A 14,344-nucleotide genomic window follows, 5' to 3' on the forward strand; every position below is an offset into this window, starting at 1 on the left:
GGCATGACGATTTCGCTGGCCGGCGCGATCGGCGGACTTCTGGGCTTCGTTCTGGCGTGGCTCGACTGGAAGGCCGTCTCGGGCATCTTGCGCAACAAGCATCAGGCAAAGGCCCTGACGCTTCACGATGCGCAGGCGCGAAAGAGCGCGGAGCAGAAGCTCAACGCGCTGCTGGCGGTGATCTTCGTCGTGTTTTTCATCGGGTTTCCGGTGATCGGATATCTAACGGGAGCACAGATCGCGGGATGAACGAGCGATTGACCGTTGTGACAGGTAAGGGAGCGCTTGGGCGATGAGACTTGATCAGGTCGCAAAGCAGCTGTTTCTGAAGGAATTCGTGTCGGCATTCTTTCTGTCGATGCGCTATTTCTTCAGGCCGAAATCGACCCTCAACTACCCGTTCGAGAAGGGCCCCGTGTCGCCGCGCTTCCGTGGCGAACACGCGCTGCGCCGCTATCCGAACGGCGAGGAACGCTGCATCGCGTGCAAGCTGTGCGAAGCGGTTTGCCCGGCGCAGGCGATCACCATCGAAGCCGGCCCGCGCCGCAACGACGGCAGCCGGCGCACGACCCGCTACGACATCGACATGGTGAAATGCATCTACTGCGGCTTCTGCCAGGAAGCCTGCCCGGTGGAGGCCATCGTCGAGGGACCGAATTTCGAGTTCGCCACCGAAACCCGGGAAGAACTCTACTACGACAAGGACAGACTCCTGGCCAACGGCGACCGTTGGGAGCGGGAGATTGCCCGGAACATCAAGATGGATGCGCCTTACCGCTAAGCGGCGCGTCTGGAATACATGCCGGCCGGACGCGGGATGCGACGGCCACGGGACTCGGCAACGGGGGAGCCTGAGGAATGATTTTGCAGGCGGTCTTTTTCTACATCTTTGCAGCGGTGTGCGTCGCATCCGCCGTGATGGTGATATCCGCGCGCAATCCGGTGCATTCGGTGCTGTTCCTGATCCTGGCGTTCTTCAACGCTGCGGGCCTGTTCCTGCTGGTCGGGGCGGAATTCCTGGCGATGATCCTGGTCGTCGTCTATGTCGGTGCCGTCGCGGTTCTCTTCCTCTTCGTGGTGATGATGCTGGACATCGACTTCGTCGAGATGCGCCAGGGCTTTCTGCAGTACCTGCCGATCGGCGCGCTGATCGGGCTCATCCTGCTGGTCGAGCTGATCGCGGTTGCCGGCACCTGGCTGATCGCGCCCGATATCGCCGCATCGCCGACCGTACCGATCCCGCCGATTGCCGAGACGAGCAACATCGAGGCGATCGGCCAGCTTCTCTACACCCGCTACATCTACTTCTTTCAGGCTGCCGGCCTGATCCTTCTGGTCGCGATGATCGGCGCCATCGTGCTGACGCTGCGCCACAAGGAAAACGTCAAGCGGCAGGACATCAACGAGCAGGTTGCCCGCGATCCCAAGACCGCTATCGAGGTTCGCAAGGTCGAATCGGGCAAAGGTATCTGACCGGCTGAGGTTTCGGTCCGTTCGGGCCGTGCAACAATAGGGACGACGAGACGGAACAATGGAAATCGGGCTGTCGCACTACCTCTCGCTCGCGGCGATCCTGTTCACGGTCGGTGTCTTCGGCATCTTCCTGAACCGGAAGAACGTGATCGTCATTTTGATGTCGGTCGAACTCGTCCTGCTTGCGGTCAACATCAACTTCGTCGCCTTTTCCGCCTTCCTCGGCGATCTCGTCGGGCAAATCTTCGCCCTGCTGATCCTCACGGTCGCCGCCGCGGAGGCGGCCATCGGGCTCGCAATTCTCGTCGTCTTCTATCGCAACCGGGGCTCGATCGCGGTTGAAGACATCAACATGATGAAGGGCTGAGGCTTATGTATTCGGCCATTGTCTTCCTGCCGCTCATCGGCTTCCTGATCGCCGGCCTTTTTGGCCGCGTGATCGGATCCAAGGCGAGCGAATACATCACCTCGACGCTGGTGGTCATCGCCGCCGTGCTCTCCTGGGTCGCCTTCTTCTCGGTCGGCATGGGCGAGGGGGAAACCGCCACCAAGATCGCCATCGCGCCATGGATCGTTTCCGGCGACCTGACCATCGACTGGGCGCTGCGCATCGACACGCTGACCGTCGTCATGCTGGTGGTGGTCAACACCGTTTCCGCGCTGGTGCACGTCTACTCGATCGGCTACATGCACCACGATCCGCATCGGCCGCGTTTCTTCGCATATCTGTCGCTGTTCACCTTCGCCATGCTGACGCTGGTGACCGCCGACAATCTGCTGCAGATGTTCTTCGGCTGGGAAGGCGTCGGTCTCGCGTCCTATCTGCTGATCGGTTTCTGGTATCAGAAGCCGTCGGCCAACGCGGCCGCCATGAAGGCCTTCATCGTCAACCGCGTCGGTGACTTCGGCTTTGCGCTCGGTATCTTCGCGCTGTTCGCGCTGACCGGCTCGATCGCGCTCGATACCGTGTTTGCAGAAGCCAAGGGGCTGCAGGAACAGACCTTCCACTTCCTGTCGTGGGACGTCGACATCCTGACCACCGTGTCGCTGCTCTTGTTCCTCGGCGCCATGGGCAAGTCGGCGCAGTTCCTGCTGCACACCTGGCTGCCGGACGCCATGGAAGGCCCGACGCCGGTCTCCGCGCTCATTCACGCCGCCACCATGGTCACCGCCGGTGTCTTCATGGTGGCGCGCCTGTCGCCGCTGTTCGAGCTGTCGCACACCGCGCTGACCGTCGTGACCTTCATTGGCGCGACGACCGCCTTCTTCGCCGCGACCGTTGGTCTGGTGCAGAACGACATCAAGCGCGTCATCGCCTATTCGACCTGCTCGCAGCTCGGCTACATGTTTGCAGCACTCGGCGTCGGTGCCTATTCGGCCGGCGTGTTCCACCTGTTCACGCATGCCTTCTTCAAGGCGCTGCTGTTCCTTGGTGCCGGTGCGGTGATCCACGCCGTTGCCGACGAGCAGGACATGCGCAAGATGGGCGGCCTGCGCCGTCACATCCCGATCACCTACTGGATGATGGTCATCGGTACGCTGGCTCTGACCGGCTTCCCGCTGACTGCCGGCTTCTTCTCCAAGGACGCCATCATCGAAGCGACCTTCGTCGGCCATAACGCCTTCGCCGAATATGCCTTCTGGCTGACGGTGGCGGCCGCGCTGATGACCTCGTTCTACTCCTGGCGGCTGATCTTCATGACCTTCCACGGCAAGCCGCGCGCGTCCGCCGAAGTCATGAACCACGTACACGAGTCGCCCGCCGTGATGACCGTTCCGCTGGCGATCCTGGCGATCGGCGCGCTCGGTGCCGGTCTCCTCTTTGCCGGCAACTTCATCGGCGAGGGCTATGGCGAGTTCTGGAAGGGCGCGCTGTTCACCTCGGAAGAGAACCACATCCTGCACGACATCCACAGCGTGCCGATGTGGGTGAAGGCCGCGCCGTTCGTCATGATGCTGCTCGGCTTCGTCACCGCCTACATCTTCTACATTCGCTCGCCGGATATCCCGAAACGGCTCGCCGCGCGTCACGACGCGCTGTACCAGTTCCTCTTGAACAAGTGGTACTTCGACGAGCTTTACGATCTCATCTTCGTTCGCCCGGCCAAGTGGCTCGGCCGCTTCCTGTGGAAGAAGGGCGACGGCTGGCTGATCGACGGCTTCGGTCCGGACGGCATCTCGGCGCGCGTGCTTGATATCACGCAGCGTGTCGTGCGGCTGCAGACCGGCTATCTCTATCATTACGCGTTCGCCATGCTGATCGGCCTTGCGGCGCTCATTACCTGGGTCATGTTCTCCGGTGGAGGGGCAAACTGATGAGCGACTGGCCGCTCCTTTCAATCGTCACCTTCATGCCGGCTGTCGGCGTCCTGTTCATCCTGCTGGTGCGGGGTGACGACGAGACGGCAAAGCTCAACATTCGCCGCGTGGCGCTGTTGACCACCGGTCTGACCTTCCTGATTTCGCTGTTCGTGCTGGGTGCGTACGACCCGAGCAATCCGGGCTTCCAGATGCTGGAGCGCAAGGAATGGCTCGGCGGCGCGATCACCTATCACATGGGCGTCGACGGCATTTCGGTGCTGTTCGTCATCCTCACCACCTTCCTGATGCCGTTCTGCATTCTCGCGAGCTGGGAATCCGTCCAGAACCGCGTCAAGGAATACATGATCGCCTTCCTGATCCTGGAAACCCTGATGATCGGCGTCTTCTGCGCGCTCGATCTGCTCGTATTCTACGTCTTCTTCGAAGGCGGTCTGATCCCGATGTTCCTGATCATCGGCATCTGGGGCGGCAAGCGGCGCATCTATGCGAGCTTCAAGTTCTTCCTCTACACGTTGCTCGGCTCGGTGTTGATGCTCCTCGCCATCATGGCGATGTACTGGCAGGCCGGCACGACCGACATCGTCGCGCTGATGGATCATTCCTTCCCGGCTGGCATGCAGACATGGCTATGGCTGGCGTTCTTTGCCTCCTTCGCCGTCAAGATGCCGATGTGGCCGGTGCACACCTGGCTTCCCGACGCGCACGTCGAGGCGCCGACGGCGGGTTCGGTCATCCTGGCCGGCATCCTCCTGAAGATGGGCGGCTACGGCTTCCTGCGCTTCTCGCTGCCGATGTTCCCGATTGCCAGCGACATGTTCGCGCCGTTCGTCTTCACGCTCTCCGTCGTCGCGATCATCTACACCTCGCTCGTCGCGCTGATGCAGGAAGACATCAAGAAGCTGATCGCCTATTCATCCGTCGCCCATATGGGCTTCGTGACCATGGGCATCTTCACCATGAACGCGCAGGGCATCCAGGGCTCGATCTTCCAGATGCTCTCGCATGGCATCGTGTCGGGCGCGCTGTTCCTGTGCGTCGGCGTCATCTATGACCGCATGCATACCCGCGAGATCTCCGCCTATGGCGGCCTCGTGAACCGCATGCCGTGGTACGCCGTTGCGCTGATGGTGTTCACGCTGGCCAATGTCGGCCTGCCGGGCACCAGCGGCTTCGTCGGCGAGTTCCTGACACTGGTCGCCACCTTCAAGGTCAACACCTGGGTCGCGTTCTTCGCCACCACCGGTGTTATTCTGTCGGCGGCTTACGCGTTGTGGCTCTATCGCCGCGTCGTCTACGGCGCCATCGAGAAGGAAGGCCTCAAGATGATCGCCGACCTGACGATGCGCGAAAAGGTTATCCTGGTTCCGCTGATCATCCTGACCATCCTTTTCGGCGTCTATCCGCTGCCGGTGCTCGACGTCACCGCGGCTTCCGTCGACAGTCTGGTCAACAAGATGCAGGCCGCGGCGGCCGCCGCCCAGCATACCGCGATGATCATCAACTGATTTGGCACCAAGCAGAGAAAATCGATGCAGCCCGAGGTTACAATGCTCCCCGACCTGATGCCGGCCTTGCCGGAGCTGCTCCTTGCAATCGGCGCACTCGTGCTGATCTTGCTCGGTGCCTTTGGCGGCAGCCGCACGACGCCCTATGCGACGGGCGTCGCGCTCGCGCTGCTGGTGATCGCCGGCGCGCTGCAGATCTTCGCAACTGCTGACGGCGGTACCTTCAACGGCGCCTTCGTGGTCGATCCTTTTGCCCGCTTCATGAAGGTCATCACCCTGATTGGCTCGACACTGGCGATTGCCATGTCGGTGAGCTACGCCCGGCGTGAAAACTTCGAGAAATTCGAATACCCGGTCCTCATCTTGCTGGCGACGCTCGGCATGATGATGATGATCTCGGCCAACGATCTGATCGCGCTCTATCTCGGCCTCGAGCTGCAGAGCCTGTCGCTCTACGTCGTTGCCGCGATCAACCGCGACTCCTCGCGCGCCACCGAAGCCGGCCTGAAATATTTCGTTCTCGGCGCGCTGTCGTCGGGCATGCTGCTTTACGGTGCGTCGCTGGTCTACGGCTTCACCGGCGAAACCGGCTTCCCGGCGATCGCCAACGCCATCGTCGGTCAGGAGCGCCCGATCGGCCTCGTTTTCGGTCTCGTCTTCGTCATCACCGGTCTTGCCTTCAAGATTTCCGCCGTGCCGTTCCATATGTGGACGCCGGACGTCTATGAGGGCGCGCCGACTCCGGTCACCGCGTTCTTCGCGGCCGCACCGAAGATCGCCGCCATGGCAATGTTCGTGCGGATCGTTTTCGAGGCGTTCGAGCCGGTTGCCCGCGACTGGCAGCAGATCGTCGTCTTCATTTCGATCGCCTCGATGGTGCTCGGTGCCTTTGCCGCCATCGGCCAGCGCAACATCAAGCGACTGATGGCCTATTCCTCGATCGGCCATATGGGCTTCGCGCTCGTCGGTCTGGCCGCTGGCTCGAAAGCCGGCGTGCAGGGCGTCATCATTTATCTGACCATCTATCTGGCCATGACCGTAGGCGCCTTTGCCTGCATCCTTGCGATGCGTCGCCGTGAGGGCATGGTCGAAGACATCAACGATCTCGCCGGCCTGGGACGCACCCATCCGATGATTGCCGCGATGTTCGCGATCCTGTTGTTCTCGCTTGCCGGAATTCCGCCGCTCGCCGGGTTCTTCGCCAAGTTCTACGTGTTCCTCGCGGCAATCGAGGCCAAGCTCTATGTGCTGGCCGTCATCGGCGTGCTCGCCAGCGTGGTCGGCGCCTTCTACTATCTGCGCGTCATCAAGATCATGTACTTCGACGAACCGGTTGCGGGATTCGAGCCGATGCCGAGCGAACTGCGCGTGATCCTCGGTGCGAGCGGCCTGTTCGTGCTGCTGTTCTTCCTCTTTGCCGGCCCGATCGTCGGCATCGCCGAAACGGCGGCAGCGACGTTCTTCTAAAGCGTATTCCCGAACCAAAGGTCCGCGTGAGCGAAAAGTGGGAACCGGTTTTCGGGCAAGAATACGCGTCGAAAAATGGCGCTAGAGGATATCGAGTGTTTCAAAAACAATCGGGGATGCTCTAGTCCATGGCGGGTTCGTATCCGATCGCCCCGGGCTTTCGGCGCAAGCACTTCGAAACGGTCGCTTCGACCAATACGACCGCGCTTGAACTGGCGCGCGCGGGCGAGGCGGACCGCCTGTGGGTGACCGCCGACCGCCAAACCGGGGGCAGGGGCCGGCGCGGCCGATACTGGTTTTCCGAGCCCGGCAATCTCTACAGCTCTCTCTATCTGGCAGATCCCGCTCCCGCCGAGCGCCTCGGCGAGTTGCCGTTGGTGGCAGCGGTCTCGCTTGCGCGCGCTATCGAGGCTGCGTGCGATGCCGCCGGCAAGGTCGCGCTCAAATGGCCGAACGATCTGCTGATCGAGGGAAAGAAGCTCTCGGGCATTCTCGCCGAGGCCCATCCACTCCCCGATGGCCGCCGTGCGGTATTGATCGGCATCGGCGTCAATGTCGGCCACCACCCGGACATCCCGGACTATGCAACGACCAGCCTTGCCGCGCTTGGCTGGACCGACGACGTTGAAAAGGTGTTCGCGTTCCTCGCCGCGGAAATGGCCGAACAGCTCGCGATCTGGAACGCCGGACGCGGCTTCGCGATGATCCGCGATGCCTGGCTCGTACGCGCCGCGGCGCTCGGCAAGACCATCGAGGTCAAGCAGGGTGATACCGTTCGCCGGGGTCGCTTCGTAACCCTAGATGGAGAAGGCCGGCTGGTTCTCGATGACGAATCCGGGAATCGGGTTACGGTGTCGGCTGGCGACGTGTTCTTTTCGTCGTGACAGCGAACAAACGGGAACAGTCCATGGCGCGTAAAGGAACCGATGAATTCGTCTTCGTCCCACTCGGCGGCGTCGGCGAAATCGGTATGAATATGGCGCTCTATGGCTTCGGCCCCGCCGACGACCGCTACTGGATCATGGTCGATTGCGGCGTTTCCTTTGCCGACGAAACCGCGCCCGGCGTCGATATCCTGATGGCTGATACGCGCTTCATCGAGGAAGAGCGCAAGAACCTCATCGCCATCGTCCTGACGCACGCCCACGAAGACCACTACGGCGCGGTGCTGGACCTCTGGCCGCGCCTGAAGGTGCCGGTCTATGCGACGCCGTTCACCGCCGGCATGCTGCAGGCCAAGGCGGCGGGGCAGGCGAATGCACCGAAGATCCCGCTCAACGTGCTGGGGCAGGGCAGCACGGTGAAGATCGGCCCCTTCGAGGTCGAATTCCTGACCATGTCGCATTCAATTCCCGAGCCGAACGCGCTCGCGATCCGCACGCCGCTCGGTACTGCGATCCACACGGGCGACTGGAAGATCGATCATGAGCCGGGCGTCGGCGTGCCGATCGATATCGACCGGCTGGCAGCCGTCGGGCGCGAGGGGGTGAGGGCGCTGATCTGCGACTCCACCAACGCCATCCGCGAGGGCCGCAGCCCGAGCGAGGGCGAGGTGGCGAAGGGCCTCACCGAGGTGATCGCGGCGGCAAAAAAGCGCGTCGCCGTCACGCTGTTTTCGTCGAACGTCGCGCGCATCCGCGCCGTGGCGCTTGCCGCCAAGGCCGCCGGCCGCGACGTCGTCGTGCTCGGTCGATCCATCAAGCGCGTTGCCGACGTCGCCCGCGAACTCGGCTATCTCGACGACCTGCCGCCTTTCCTCGACGAGGAGGCCTATGGCTACCTTCCGCCGGAGAATGTCGTCGCGTTGTGTACCGGTAGTCAGGGGGAGCCGCGCGCCGCGCTTGCCCGCATCGCCGCCGGCGATCATCGCCACGTGACGCTCAACAAGGGCGACCTCGTCATCTTCTCCTCGCGCACGATCCCCGGCAACGAGAAGGCGGTGAACGCCGTCGTCAACGCGCTGTCGACGCGCGGCGTCGAGATCATGACAGACCGTGACGCGCTCATTCATACCTCCGGGCATCCGCGCCGCGACGAGTTGCGCGAACTCTACGGCCTGCTGAAGCCGGAACTTGCCGTGCCCGTTCACGGCGAGGCGCTGCATCTCGCCGCCCACGCTGATCTTGCCCGCGAACTCGGCGTTCCCGAAGTGGTCGAAACCCGCAACGGCCGCATGGTGCGCCTCGCGCCGGGCCGTGGCGAGATCATCGACGAAGTTCCGGTCGGGCTTCTGTACCGCGAAGGCAATCTGATCGCCGAGCCGGAAGTCAGCGGTGTCCGCGAGCGCCGCCGCATTGCCTATGCCGGCCACATCGTCATTGCGCTGGTGCAGGATACCAAAGGCAACATGCTCGCTGACCCCGAAATCGTGCTCGCCGGTCTCCCGGAGACTGACGCCGACGGCGATGTCTTCGAAGATGTCATCTACGATGCGGTGGAAGGGGCAATCCGCAGCATACCGAAATCACGCCGCAAGGATCCGAACGTGGTCGCCGAAGCGGCTCGCCGCGCCGCGCGCGCCGCCGTTCTCGCAGCCTGGGGCAAGAAACCGCTCTGCCAGGCTATCGTCAGCGTGGTCTGAGGGCGGTTCGAGCCGCTCGCTCAACGACAGTCGTATTGCCGGATTGCCGCTGCGCCCGATATTGCCTAGAGCATTCAATAACAGACAGAACGCGTTGCCGAGCGGAAAGCCGCTTGAGCAGGTGAGCGAACAAGGAGCGAGAAACATGATCGGACGTTTGAACCATGTGGCGATTGCGGTGCCCGATATCGACGCGGCAACGGCGGTCTATCGCGACACGCTCGGCGGCAACGTTTCCGAGAAGGTCGAGCAGCCGGCGCACGGCGTGACGACCGTTTTCGTCGAACTGCCGAACACCAAGATCGAGCTCCTAGAGCCGCTCGGTGAGGACTCGCCGATCGCGAAGTTCCTTGAGAAGAACCCGTCGGGCGGCATGCATCATGTCTGCTACGAAGTCGATGATATCTACGCCGCCCGCGACAAGCTGAAGGCCGAAGGCGCGCGCGTGATCGGCAATGGCGAACCGAAGATCGGCGCCCATGACAAGCCGGTTCTTTTCCTGCATCCGAAGGACTTCTGCGGTACGCTGGTGGAACTCGAACAGGCCTGACACCGGCGAACGGAACCTGACATATGTCGATCGGCAGCTCTCTCGCGCTCTATTTCATCATCTGGTGGCTGACGTTGTTCGCCGTGCTGCCATGGGGCGTGAAGACGCAAGCTGAAGACGGCGCCGTGACGCCGGGCAGTGTGCCGAGCGCACCCGCCCGGCCGCATCTGCTGAAAAAGATCCTGTGGACGACGCTGATTGCCGGCCTTCTCTTCGCCGCCATCTATCACATCCTGACCGTCGGTTATTCGCTCGACGACCTTCCGGCCTACGGACCGAAATAGGCCGGCGGTTCTCGGGTCCTTTTCCAACCGCGCCTCCGGCTATTCGGGACATCAGCGAACGCGACCTGACCGGCCTATCGGTGAGGGCATGTCCAACGCGTTTTCTGCCGGATCGCGCCGGGGAAAAGTCCGCAAACTTCCGTCACGTCAGAGGCCGGCATTCCCCTGCGGCAACTTGAAGAGCGACGAACTCGCGCGTTCTCGAGAATCCGAAAGCGCCGCACTCCGGAGTCGCTGCGAAATCAGGCCCAGAAAAAAGAAAAGCAAGGCTAAAAAGCCTTGCTGTTTAAAGAGTTGCGCGTCTCGATGCCGTTGTCCGGGTCCACTTATGTGGTGATCCGGCGGCAGCACCCTTGCGGGGCGCCTAGGCATCTATCCTCCCAAGACTCAGACCGCGATGCCTCTCGAGTCCTTCCCCTTGCGAGGAGGACCTTCGTGTTTATAAGTCGACTGTAGCCAATCGTTATTGGTTTGTCACCTGTTTGTGCATCCGTCGCCCATAATTTCAGCAAAAAACTTCCCCGAAGAGGGATATTCGTTAGAAACTTCGCGAAAAAAATTTGCCCGCGACACCGCTACGACCGGCGAAACGGGTGCATGGGCTTGTGTTTTGCCGGGTCTTGCGGTTTCACTGCCCCAACCATCGTGCAAACGAGATTCTCCAGTTGCGGGTCCACCGATGCTGCTTTCCCGATACTTCCTTCCGATTCTCAAGGAAACGCCGAAAGAGGCGGAAATCGTCTCTCACCGTCTGATGCTGCGCTCCGGCATGATCCGCCAGCAGGCCGCCGGCATTTACTCCTGGCTGCCGCTCGGTCTTCGGGTGTTGAAGAACATCGAAAAGGTGGTGCGCGAGGAGCAGAACCGCGCCGGTGCCATCGAGGTTCTGATGCCGACCGTGCAGCCGGCCGATCTGTGGCGTGAAAGCGGCCGCTATGACGACTACGGCAAGGAAATGCTGCGCATCGTCGACCGCCACGAGCGCGACATGCTCTACGGTCCGACCAACGAGGAAATGATCACCGAGATCTTCCGTTCCTATGTGCGCTCGTATCGCGACCTGCCGATGAACCTCTATCACATCCAGTGGAAGTTCCGCGACGAGGTGCGCCCTCGCTTCGGCGTCATGCGCGGCCGCGAATTTCTGATGAAGGACGCCTATTCGTTCGACGTCGACAAGGAGTCGGCGCGCCATGCCTATAACCGTATGTTCGTCGCCTATCTGCGCACCTTCGCGCGCCTCGGTCTGCAGGCGATCCCGATGCGTGCCGAGTCGGGTCCCATCGGCGGCGACATGAGCCATGAGTTCATCATTCTGGCATCGACCGGCGAAAGCGCCGTGTTCTGCGACAAGACGCTGCTCGAAATGCCGATCCCGGGTGAGGACACGGACTTCGCGTCCGACCTGACGCCGGTCGTCGAATCCTGGACGTCGCACTATGCGGCCACCGAGGAAATGCACGACGAGGCGGCCTATGACACGATCCCCGAGGAGCGCAAGCTCGCCGCGCGCGGCATCGAGGTCGGCCACATTTTCTATTTCGGCACCAAATATTCCGACCCAATGGGCGCCAAGGTGATGGGCCCGGAAGGCACCGAAGCGCCGGTCCATATGGGATCCTACGGCGTCGGTGTTTCGCGGCTGCTCGGCGGCATCATCGAGGCGAGCCACGACGACGCTGGCATCATCTGGCCGGACTCGGTTGCGCCGTTCTCGGTCGGCCTGATCAACCTGAAGCCCGGCGACGCGGCAACCGACCCGGCCTGCGCGACCTTGTACGAAGGCCTTAAAAATGCCGGGGTCGAGGTGCTTTACGACGATGTCGACGCCCGCGCGGGCGCGAAGTTCGCCACCATGGACCTGATCGGCCTGCCGTGGCAGCTCATTGTCGGGCCGAAGGGCCTCGGCCAGGGCGAAGTGGAAATCAAGCGCCGGGCGACCGGCGAACGCGAGACCATGTCGCCGGAGGCGGCGCTCGCCAAACTGGTCGCGGCGGTCAAGGGCTAGAGCATCGTGCAGCCGATTGGAACAATTGGCGTCGACAAAGATACGGCGAGAATGGGGTAGGGCATTTTAGCGATTCAGACTGAACGCAAAATGCTCTGACCCGCCCGACCGCTAGCGGCAGCGAAGGACGCGGCAATGGCCAAGGAACCTGAAACGGCGGCAACGGCGTCGGAAGACCCGACCGGTACGCGGCCGTTTTCGGCCTTCGAATGGATGCTGGCCGGCCGCTATCTGCGCGCCCGCCGCCGTGAAGCCTTCATCTCGATCATCGCCGGCTTTTCCTTCACCGGCATCATGCTCGGCGTCGCGACGCTGATCATCGTCATGGCCGTCATGAACGGCTTTCGCGGACAGTTGCTCGACAAGATCCTCGGTATCAACGGTCACCTTCTGGTGCAGCCGATCGAGCGCGACCTGACCGACTACGAAGAGGTGGCGACCCGTATCGGCGCGGTCGATGGCGTGCGCTTCGCCATGCCCTATGTCGAGGGCCAGGCGTTGGTTTCCGGTTCGGCTGGCGCGTTCGGTGCGCTGGTGCGCGGCGTGCGCAAGGCCGACCTCGACGAACTTCCGCTGATTGCCGGAACGGTGCTGGCCGGCTCCCTGGAGGGCTTCGATACGGGCAACGGCATCGCGATCGGCTCGCGGCTCGCGCGCAGCCTCGGCGTGGCTGTCGGAGATCCCGTCACCATCGTCACGCCGAAGGGCAACGTCACGCCGCTCGGTGTCACGCCGCGCGTAAAGGCGTATCCCGTCGCCGCCGTCTTCGAGATCGGCATGTCGGAATATGACGGCACCATCGTTTTCATGCCGCTCGAACAGAGCCAGCTCTACTTCAATCAGGAAGGCCGGGTGACCGGCATCGACGTCTATCTTGACGACCCCGATACGGTTGGCGCATTGCGCACACCGGTCGAGGAGGCGGCCGACCGGCCGCTGTTCCTCACTGACTGGCGGCAGCGCAACACGACTTTCTTTTCCGCGCTTGAGGTCGAGCGCAACGTGATGTTTGTCATCCTGACGCTGATCGTGCTGGTTGCCGCACTCAACATCGTTTCCGGCCTCATCATGTTGGTGAAGGACAAGGGCAGCGACATCGCCATCCTGCGCACGATGGGCGCAACGCGTGGCGCGATCATGCGGGTGTTCTTCATCACCGGAGCGGCGATCGGCACCGTCGGCACGCTCGCCGGTGTCGCGCTCGGCACGCTGGTGTGCATCTATATCGAGCCGATCCGCCAGTTCATTGCCTGGATCACCAACACCGAGCTGTTTTCGCCCGAACTCTACTTCCTGACCCAGATGCCCGCCGACATGGATACCGGCGAGACCGTCGCCGTCGTCCTCATGGCGCTGGGCCTGTCCTATCTGGCGACGCTTTACCCGTCGTGGCGCGCCGCGCGCCTCGATCCGGTCGAAGCGCTGCGCTACGAGTAGGGGGCATCATGGCGGACAAAAACACTCCGGTCCTCAAGCTCGACAACGTCACTCGTGCCTACTCCGAAGGGGCAGGGCGGCTCGACGTCCTGCGCGGCGGCAATTTGGTGATCGGGCCTGGCGAACTGGTGGCGCTTGTCGCCCCATCGGGCGCCGGCAAATCGACGCTGCTGCATATCGCCGGTCTACTCGAGCGGCCGGATGCCGGCGAGGTCTACATCAAGGGTATGGCATGCGGCCCGCTCGGTGACGCCGAGCGCACGCGCATCCGCCGCCTCGACATCGGCTTCGTCTATCAGTTCCATCATTTGTTACCCGAGTTCACGGCGGTCGAGAACGTTGCCGTGCCGCAGATGATCCGCGGCCTGAACCGGGCTGAGGCTGTCGATAGAGCACACCAGCTGCTCACCTATATGCGGCTTGGCGCACGCGCAGAACACCGTCCCTCGGAACTGTCGGGCGGCGAGCGCCAGCGTGTCGCGATCGCCCGCGCGGTTGCCAATGCACCGCGTCTGATCCTCGCAGACGAGCCGACCGGAAACCTCGACCCAAAGACGTCGTCCTACGTCTTTGACGCGCTCGAAGCGCTCGTGCGCGCGACGGGCCTGGCTGCCGTAATCGCGACCCACAACCTCGAACTCGCCTCGCGGATGGATCGCCGAATCACGCTTCAGGACGGCCTCATCGCTGAGATGTAGGCGGAGCATCTCCGTGTTT

General features: G+C 62.5%; 14 protein-coding genes. All 14 read left to right on the forward strand.

The window, feature by feature from the left end; genetic code table 11:
- The first annotated feature begins 3 nt into the window (after positions 1-3).
- The 14 genes from C0606_02295 to C0606_02360 all read left to right on the forward strand — a co-directional run bounded on the left by C0606_02295 (position 4) and on the right by C0606_02360 (position 14,325).
- On the forward strand, positions 4-249 hold the full coding sequence (locus C0606_02295; protein PLX39373.1) for a hypothetical protein: 246 nt from the start codon (positions 4-6) through the stop codon (positions 247-249).
- Between the two features lie 43 nt (positions 250-292).
- Positions 293-781, forward strand: coding sequence for an NADH-quinone oxidoreductase subunit NuoI (locus C0606_02300; GenBank protein PLX39374.1), 489 nt, complete (start codon positions 293-295; stop codon positions 779-781).
- Positions 782-858: 77 nt separating this feature from the next.
- Positions 859-1,473, forward strand: a complete 615-nt coding sequence (locus tag C0606_02305) for an NADH-quinone oxidoreductase subunit J (protein ID PLX39375.1) — start codon at positions 859-861, stop codon at positions 1,471-1,473.
- Between the two features lie 58 nt (positions 1,474-1,531).
- Complete coding sequence (locus C0606_02310; protein PLX39376.1) at positions 1,532-1,840, forward strand: NADH-quinone oxidoreductase subunit NuoK; 309 nt, start codon at positions 1,532-1,534, stop codon at positions 1,838-1,840.
- A gap of 5 nt (positions 1,841-1,845) precedes the next feature.
- Positions 1,846-3,789, forward strand: coding sequence for an NADH-quinone oxidoreductase subunit L (locus C0606_02315; GenBank protein PLX39377.1), 1,944 nt, complete (start codon positions 1,846-1,848; stop codon positions 3,787-3,789).
- On the forward strand, positions 3,789-5,300 hold the full coding sequence (locus tag C0606_02320) for an NADH-quinone oxidoreductase subunit M (protein ID PLX39378.1): 1,512 nt from the start codon (positions 3,789-3,791) through the stop codon (positions 5,298-5,300). Before C0606_02315 ends, C0606_02320 begins: the two co-directional genes overlap by 1 nt.
- Positions 5,301-5,342: 42 nt before the next feature.
- Complete coding sequence (locus tag C0606_02325) at positions 5,343-6,767, forward strand: NADH-quinone oxidoreductase subunit NuoN (protein ID PLX39379.1); 1,425 nt, start codon at positions 5,343-5,345, stop codon at positions 6,765-6,767.
- Positions 6,768-6,895: 128 nt separating this feature from the next.
- Positions 6,896-7,651, forward strand: coding sequence for a biotin--[acetyl-CoA-carboxylase] ligase (locus C0606_02330; GenBank protein ID PLX39380.1), 756 nt, complete (start codon positions 6,896-6,898; stop codon positions 7,649-7,651).
- Positions 7,652-7,674: 23 nt separating this feature from the next.
- A complete protein-coding gene (locus C0606_02335; protein PLX39381.1) occupies positions 7,675-9,348 on the forward strand; it encodes an MBL fold metallo-hydrolase in 1,674 nt (557 codons plus the stop codon).
- Positions 9,349-9,493: 145 nt separating this feature from the next.
- Positions 9,494-9,898, forward strand: coding sequence for a methylmalonyl-CoA epimerase (gene mce / locus C0606_02340; protein PLX39382.1), 405 nt, complete (start codon positions 9,494-9,496; stop codon positions 9,896-9,898).
- Between the two features lie 23 nt (positions 9,899-9,921).
- Positions 9,922-10,182: a DUF1467 domain-containing protein gene (locus tag C0606_02345; protein PLX39383.1), complete on the forward strand. Its 261-nt coding sequence runs from the start codon at positions 9,922-9,924 to the stop codon at positions 10,180-10,182.
- A gap of 679 nt (positions 10,183-10,861) precedes the next feature.
- Entirely contained in the window at positions 10,862-12,190 is a 1,329-nt protein-coding gene (locus C0606_02350) for a proline--tRNA ligase (GenBank protein ID PLX39384.1), read from the forward strand.
- Between the two features lie 213 nt (positions 12,191-12,403).
- Entirely contained in the window at positions 12,404-13,627 is a 1,224-nt protein-coding gene (locus tag C0606_02355) for a lipoprotein-releasing system transmembrane subunit LolC (GenBank protein PLX39664.1), read from the forward strand.
- 8 nt (positions 13,628-13,635) lie between these two features.
- Complete coding sequence (locus tag C0606_02360) at positions 13,636-14,325, forward strand: ABC transporter (protein PLX39385.1); 690 nt, start codon at positions 13,636-13,638, stop codon at positions 14,323-14,325.
- Positions 14,326-14,344: the final 19 nt, after the last annotated feature.

This window comes from Hyphomicrobiales bacterium (assembly GCA_002869065.1).
Taxonomy (GTDB): Bacteria; Pseudomonadota; Alphaproteobacteria; order Rhizobiales; family Rhodobiaceae; genus Rhodobium.

Excerpts from the sequence above, each read along its gene's own strand:
- C0606_02315 (PLX39377.1), top strand. The coding sequence starts at position 1,846 with ATGTATTCGGCCATTGTCTTCCTGCCGCTCATCGGCTTCCTGATCGCC.
- C0606_02320 (PLX39378.1), top strand. The coding sequence starts at position 3,789 with ATGAGCGACTGGCCGCTCCTTTCAATCGTCACCTTCATGCCGGCTGTC.
- C0606_02345 (PLX39383.1), top strand. The coding sequence starts at position 9,922 with ATGTCGATCGGCAGCTCTCTCGCGCTCTATTTCATCATCTGGTGGCTG.
- C0606_02335 (PLX39381.1), top strand. The coding sequence starts at position 7,675 with ATGGCGCGTAAAGGAACCGATGAATTCGTCTTCGTCCCACTCGGCGGC.
- C0606_02330 (PLX39380.1), top strand. The coding sequence starts at position 6,896 with ATGGCGGGTTCGTATCCGATCGCCCCGGGCTTTCGGCGCAAGCACTTC.
- C0606_02350 (PLX39384.1), top strand. The coding sequence starts at position 10,862 with ATGCTGCTTTCCCGATACTTCCTTCCGATTCTCAAGGAAACGCCGAAA.
- C0606_02360 (PLX39385.1), top strand. The coding sequence starts at position 13,636 with ATGGCGGACAAAAACACTCCGGTCCTCAAGCTCGACAACGTCACTCGT.
- C0606_02325 (PLX39379.1), top strand. The coding sequence starts at position 5,343 with ATGCTCCCCGACCTGATGCCGGCCTTGCCGGAGCTGCTCCTTGCAATC.
- C0606_02295 (PLX39373.1), top strand. The coding sequence starts at position 4 with ATGACGATTTCGCTGGCCGGCGCGATCGGCGGACTTCTGGGCTTCGTT.
- C0606_02300 (PLX39374.1), top strand. The coding sequence starts at position 293 with ATGAGACTTGATCAGGTCGCAAAGCAGCTGTTTCTGAAGGAATTCGTG.
- C0606_02305 (PLX39375.1), top strand. The coding sequence starts at position 859 with ATGATTTTGCAGGCGGTCTTTTTCTACATCTTTGCAGCGGTGTGCGTC.
- mce (PLX39382.1), top strand. The coding sequence starts at position 9,494 with ATGATCGGACGTTTGAACCATGTGGCGATTGCGGTGCCCGATATCGAC.
- C0606_02310 (PLX39376.1), top strand. The coding sequence starts at position 1,532 with ATGGAAATCGGGCTGTCGCACTACCTCTCGCTCGCGGCGATCCTGTTC.
- C0606_02355 (PLX39664.1), top strand. The coding sequence starts at position 12,404 with ATGCTGGCCGGCCGCTATCTGCGCGCCCGCCGCCGTGAAGCCTTCATC.